Origin of the sequence: Maribacter huludaoensis (assembly GCF_029350945.1) — a bacterium.
GTDB classification, from domain to species: domain Bacteria; phylum Bacteroidota; class Bacteroidia; order Flavobacteriales; family Flavobacteriaceae; genus Maribacter; species Maribacter huludaoensis.
In genome coordinates this window covers 66,970-73,115 of record NZ_JARKMS010000009.1, presented here as the reverse complement: position 1 = coordinate 73,115, position 6,146 = coordinate 66,970, and the positions used below count along the sequence as shown (strand labels likewise).

The 6,146-nt window shown below is 38.0% G+C and carries 5 protein-coding genes; all 5 read right to left on the bottom strand.

Annotation, left to right across the window (positions count from 1 at the left end; genetic code table 11):
- Positions 1-380: 380 nt before the first annotated feature.
- The 5 genes from PXC01_RS18250 to PXC01_RS18230 all read right to left on the bottom strand — a co-directional run bounded on the left by PXC01_RS18250 (position 381) and on the right by PXC01_RS18230 (position 6,128).
- A complete protein-coding gene (locus PXC01_RS18250; protein ID WP_276473707.1) occupies positions 381-1,358 on the bottom strand; it encodes a YpdA family putative bacillithiol disulfide reductase in 978 nt (325 codons plus the stop codon).
- Positions 1,355-2,005 (bottom strand): ribulose-phosphate 3-epimerase, encoded by a 651-nt coding sequence (rpe, locus tag PXC01_RS18245; protein ID WP_071340138.1) that lies wholly within the window; start codon positions 2,003-2,005, stop codon positions 1,355-1,357. Before rpe ends, PXC01_RS18250 begins: the two co-directional genes overlap by 4 nt.
- A 50-nt stretch (positions 2,006-2,055) precedes the next feature.
- Entirely contained in the window at positions 2,056-5,205 is a 3,150-nt protein-coding gene (locus PXC01_RS18240; protein WP_276473706.1) for a WD40/YVTN/BNR-like repeat-containing protein, read from the bottom strand.
- Between the two features lie 246 nt (positions 5,206-5,451).
- Positions 5,452-5,904, bottom strand: a complete 453-nt coding sequence (locus PXC01_RS18235; RefSeq protein ID WP_074669832.1) for a tRNA (cytidine(34)-2'-O)-methyltransferase — start codon at positions 5,902-5,904, stop codon at positions 5,452-5,454.
- Positions 5,904-6,128 carry a VF530 family protein gene (locus PXC01_RS18230; protein WP_068482283.1) on the bottom strand — a complete coding sequence of 75 codons (225 nt, stop codon included), beginning with the start codon at positions 6,126-6,128 and terminating at the stop codon, positions 5,904-5,906. Before PXC01_RS18230 ends, PXC01_RS18235 begins: the two co-directional genes overlap by 1 nt.
- Positions 6,129-6,146 lie beyond the last annotated feature (18 nt).

The window sequence follows — 6,146 nt, the reverse complement described above, 5'->3', positions numbered from 1 at the left end:
AGTGGGAGAGTAGGTAGCCGCCTTTTTCGAAAGCCCCTTACAGCAATGTAAGGGGCTTTTTTTATACCTTAAAGTCTTGGACTGCCAAAATATCCTTTCAATAATTACCGTAACGTTATCGGCTACCAAGTTGGTTCAGGTTATTTATAAGTCAAAAACTTCATGACTCTATAACTATCAAAGAAGACTCTTGATATGGTATTTGAAAGCTTTTGACTTAGGTTAAAATTAACTTCAACATTACGGTAGTAAAAATGAGAATAAGAAATTCTCTAAAAGGCTAAGGGTGATAGTATAATATATTTCGTAGTTAAGTACACTACATAAAATATCAATCATACACTGTTAACAATAACCGTTTCCTAATGAAAATTTTTAGATTAAGTGGTTACAGAGTTTGTTATAATATCTTTCACAATCATTTTAGCATGTATTCTTGAGTTTTCTATAAACCATTTATGGGTTTCCATACCACCACATATCACCCCGGCCAGGTATAGCCCAGACACGTTAGTTTCCATGGTTTCTGGATTGTATTTAGGGAGTTTTTTATCATCTTCACTAATGCTTACGCCTAATTTTTCTAAGAAACTAAAATTTGGTCTATATCCGATAAGCGCTAAAACAAAATCATTTTCAATTTCTTCCTCGCCCGTATCAGTGTTCAAAATGATACTATTTTTGGTAATGGCTTTAACCGTTGTGTTGAAATAGGCTTTAATATTTCCTTCTTCTATACGATTAATGATATCTGGTCTTACCCAATATTTTACACGTTGACCAACTTCTGGACCTCTAATGATCAGTGTAACTTCGGCACCTTTTCTGTAACATTCCAAGGCAGCATCAATTGCAGAATTGCTTGCCCCTATAACTGCAACTTTTTGCCCGGCATAATAATGTGGATTATCGTAATAATGAACAACCTTTTTTAAGTCTTCTCCCGGTACATTCAGTAAGTTGGGTAAGTCATAGAAACCGGTTGCTACCACAATTTGCTTTGATGTGTATGTATTTTTGTTGGATATAATAGTGAATATTTCTCCTTTTTTTTGAACGTTCTCAACCTTTTCGAACAAATTTATATGCAACTTATTTGAAGTAACAATTCGTCTGTAATATTCTAATGCCTCGTCTCTTTTAGGTTTCGCTTCTTTACTGATAAATGGTATTTCATCTATCTCCAATTTTTCGGATGAAGAGAAAAATTGCATATTGCTAGGGTAGTGGAAAAGGGAATTTACAATAGGTCCTTTTTCAATGATCAGATAAGAAAGTCCGTTTTTTTTAGCCTCTAATCCGCATGCTATACCAATTGGTCCTCCGCCAACGATCACAATATCAAATTCAGTTTTCATCCCTTTAAATCTTTAATAGTTGTTGTTGGGTCTTCGCTTTTAAAAACAAAACTACCGGCAACCAAAATATCTGCGCCGGCATCAACTAATTTTTGAGAGTTGGCCGTGGTAACACCACCATCAATTTCAATCAAAGCGGACGAATTTTTTCTGGTGATCATTGCCTTTGCAGCTTTTATTTTATCATAAGTATTTTCAATGAACGATTGTCCACCAAAGCCGGGGTTAACGCTCATGATCAAAACCACATCAATATCTTGAATAATATCTTCTAAAAGAGATACGTTGGTATGCGGATTTAACGCTACACCTGCTTTCATGCCCAAAGCTTTAATGGCTTGTATAGTTCTATGTAAATGAGTGCAGGCTTCATAATGAACGGTTAGAATATGCGCTCCAAGTTTTGCAAATTCTTCCAAATACCTATCTGGGTCAACAATCATTAAATGCACATCTAAAGGAATTGTAGCATGTTTTTGAATAGCTTTAACTACGGGCATACCATATGATATGTTTGGAACAAAAACGCCGTCCATGACATCTATATGGTGATACGTTGCCTCACTGGCATTCACCATTTCTACATCGCGTTGTAAATTACCAAAATCTGCAGCTAAAAGAGATGGCGCTATGCTTGCCTTTTTCATTTTATAAAACCTTTATTGTTCGGTACAAAAATACGGATTTGTAATTCGTTCTACAGTGGTTTTAGATTTGCTTTAACTACAATCCAATCAATTGCCGTGCCGCCACTTTTTATAAGAATAGGATTTACCTTTGACTTGTATTTGTCAAAAATTCCGTTCAATTTGTTCAATTCTATAGTGAGTTCTGCCGATAACTCTTCATACACTTTGTAGGCACCGTTTGTTGGTCTTGCTTCTCCAGATTCTACACTTCGGCGTAAAGATGCCAATCTGTTGTTGAGTTTAATTGGGAAGTTCAAAGGATCTTGACCAGATTGATTTTTAACTTGGTAAAGAGCTTCTTCAACTTCAGTAATCTCACCTAGAAATGGCGTTACAATCGTTTCATAATCAGTAGCTTCAATATCATCTTTAGCATCGTGAAGTTGCTTTTTGATATCACGTATTTTGATTACCGTTTCATTAGCAATAGAGGTTTTTTCCATAATTTTATTGGAAAGCTCAAATTGCTCATCCAAATCTTCTTTTGTAATGCCTTTTAGATTTGGGTCCATTTCTATATTGAACGAATAGGTTTGCTCATAATTTCCGGACTTCATTTTAACCTTGTAAAAACCTATGGGTGCTTTTGGACCTCTGGCAGGTCTTGCGCTCCAAATAATCATTCCGTCAAATGTTGTAGCTCCTGTGTATCTCATATCCCAGGTGAACGTGTTTATCCCTTTTGCGGTGGTTGGCTTTGTAGAGCCTCCTTTTAGCCAATAGGGTAAATTAGGGTCTACTTCGTATTTTGGTTTGCTACCGGTAAAGGTGTTGATCAATTTGTCATTTGCGTCGAAAATTTCAAAGGTGATGGTATCTTTTTCTTCTTTAAGATAATACTGAATAGAAGCATCGGTGACACCTCTGATAGCGTTGGTAGGTTTAAAAAGAATAGCTTCTTGTTCAACCATTTCTGGGGAATACTGTCTTAGGGGTTGAATATCATCTAAAATCCAGAAGCCTCTTCCGTGAGTACCAAGAACAACATCATAGTCTTTAACTACCAAATCTCTTACCGGTGTATCTGGTAATTTAAGTTGAAGGCTTTGCCAAAGTTCGCCATCGTTCATAGAGAAATATACGCCATGTTCCGTTGCTAAAAATAAAAGTCCCTCCCTTACTGGATCTTCACGAACAGCTCTTGCAAAATGCCCGTCTGCAATACCATTAATAATTTTAGTCCAAGTTTTACCATAATCATGGGTTTTAAATACATAGGGTTGCCTGTCGTCTACTTGGTATCTATTGGCTGCTACGTAAAGCGTACCAGGATTGTGAAGAGATTCGTCAATAATACTTACCCTTGAAAATTTAGGTAATTCTTTTGGTGTAATATCTGACCAATTTTTGCCACCGTCTCTTGTAATATGTATTTTTCCATCATCTGATCCTGCCCATATGGTATTAATGTCATGATTAGATGGGGCAAGTGCAAATACGGTTGCGTAAATTTCAGGACCGTTCATATCCATGGTAATGATACCTCCGGTCTTTCCTAAAGTGGATGGTTCTGCATAGGTAAGATCAGGACTTATTTTTTCCCAAGATTGACCATCATCGGTTGTTTTCCAAACATGTTGGGAGCACGTAAACATTACGTTTTCATCTTGTGGCGCAAACATAATAGGGAAGGTCCATTGCCAACGTTCTGGCAAAGCGCTTGCCGGTTCACCAGAGAAAAACCGTGGATACACCTGTATATCCCTAGATTGCCCGTTACTACGATCATACCTAGTTAGGAGTGCGCCTTGGCTACCTGCATAAAATATATCCAAGTTGGTTGGGTGTTGGGTGATCCACCCGCTTTCGCCGCCACCTACGGCATATGCCCAACCATCCCCTTGACCTCTTGCCTGCATATGGCCCCAGCCATCACTTGGTACGGCAATGGTACTATTATCTTGTTGAGCACCAGCCACATGGTAAGGTACATCGTTTGTGGTCATTACGTGATATAACTGTGTTGTGGTGTAATCTTCCTCTGTCCATGATTTACCACCGTTGATACTTACCACGCCACCGCCATCGTTTGAAGAGATCATTCTGTTAGGATCGTTAGGGTCTATCCAAAGATCATGATTGTCACCATGAGGAACTTTAATTTCAGTATCAAAAGTTACCCCACCATCCGTAGACTTCCAAAAATCAACATTGAGTCCGTATACGGTTTCTTTATCAACAGGGTCGGCGTAAATTCTAGAATAGTAAAATGCGCGTTGTCTTAGTTTTCTTTCGTCATTGGTTTTGATCCATGTTTTACCGGCATCGTCCGATCTAAAAACACCACCTTCATTAGCCTCTACAATGGCCCATACACGGTTAGAATCTGCAGGGGATACCGTTACACCAATTTTACCTAACGGTCCTGCGGGCATACCGGGGTTATTAGACAGATCATTCCAGGTTTCTCCGCCATCGGTAGATTTCCATAGTTTACAATCCGGGCCACCGCCCCACATTTTCCAAGCTTTGCGTTGCACCTGCCAAGTGCTGGCGTATAAAACATTTGGGTTGTTACGGTCTATAATTAAATCTACAGCACCCGCCTTATCGCTAACATATAAAGTTTTCTTCCATGTTTTTCCACCATCTATACTTTTAAAAACACCCCTTTCTTCATTGTCGCCATACGGGTGGCCCAATGCCGCTACAAAAACAATATTCTCATTTGTGGGGTGTATTCTGATTCTTGAAACAGCTTGGGTTTCTTCAAGACCTAAGTGTTCCCAAGTTTTACCGGCATCAGTAGATTTGTAAACACCATCACCTTGAGTAATACTTCCGCGCAATTGAACTTCTCCCATGCCTATATAAACAATATCTGGGTTGGTTTCGGCAACTGCAACCGCACCAACGGAAGAGCTGGTTATTTGCCCGTCCGTAACAGGTTCCCATTCGTTACCACCATCAGTGGTTTTCCATAATCCGCCGCCCGTTGCTCCAAAATAATACTCATTAGGTCTGCTAGGGCTGCCCGTAGAACCAAGCGATCGACCTCCACGTACGGGGCCAATATTTCGCCATTCCAAATTTTCATAGAAAGCTTTGTCGATTACAACATCTTGAGTATTATTTTTTGCTTTCTTTTTCTGGGCAAATACAGTGTAGGTAAAGGAATAAAATAAAAGGACAACAATTGCCGAAATTTTCGAGGTCATAAGAGTCGTTGTTTGGTGGATAATTTGAATAATTGGTTGCTTGAAAATAAGCATTTAATCTGCGAATAATTGGGTAAAGGAAAATTTTAACGACTTGTGAATCCTATTAATGCGATAAGCGATTATTACGCCGTTTTGCTTTAGAATATTCTAAAAATGAAGTGCTTATTTTATCAAATGTATATGCAGGGAATATGATGTAGTTTTTTATAAAAAACAGCTCTGAAAAGTAAAGTCGAGCGGGCTTTAGCTGATTTGTCTTAAACCTTCATAAATAGAAATAGCAACAGCATTTGCCAAATTAAGACTTCTAATATGTGTACTGTATAATGGTATCTTAACCGTGTTTTCTTGATGTTTGTTTAATAAGGTCTTAGGTAGCCCAACAGATTCTTTTCCAAAAACTAAGAACATGTCATCTTCAAAATCAATTTCCCAATGATTTTTGGTTGCGGTAGCAGAGAAGAAAATCATTTTTTTGTCATCATGTTCTTTGAAAAACGCATCTACGTTTTCATACATGACCACATTAAGATGTTGCCAATAATCTAGCCCCGCTCTTTTTAATCGTTTATCGCTTAGCTCAAAACCAAAAGGTTTAACCAAATGTAAGGTAGAACCGGTGCCAAGTGCCAATCTGCCAATATTACCAGTGTTGTTAGGAATTTCAGGTTCTATAAGTACAATATGAAAGCCCATTATTTTTTAAAGGATTGTAAGTATAAATGTTCTACTTTTTCTCTGGCCCATGGAGTTCTACGTAAAAACTTTAAACTTGATTTTATAGAAGGGTTACTTTTAAAACAATTGATATTTACTTGTCCTGCTAAATCTTCCCAAGAGTATTTCTCTGTAAGTTCTTCTAAAATGGTCACGAGCTTTACACCGTGAAGTGGGTTATTGGGCTGAGAATCTGAACTCATATGATTGGATTATATTAC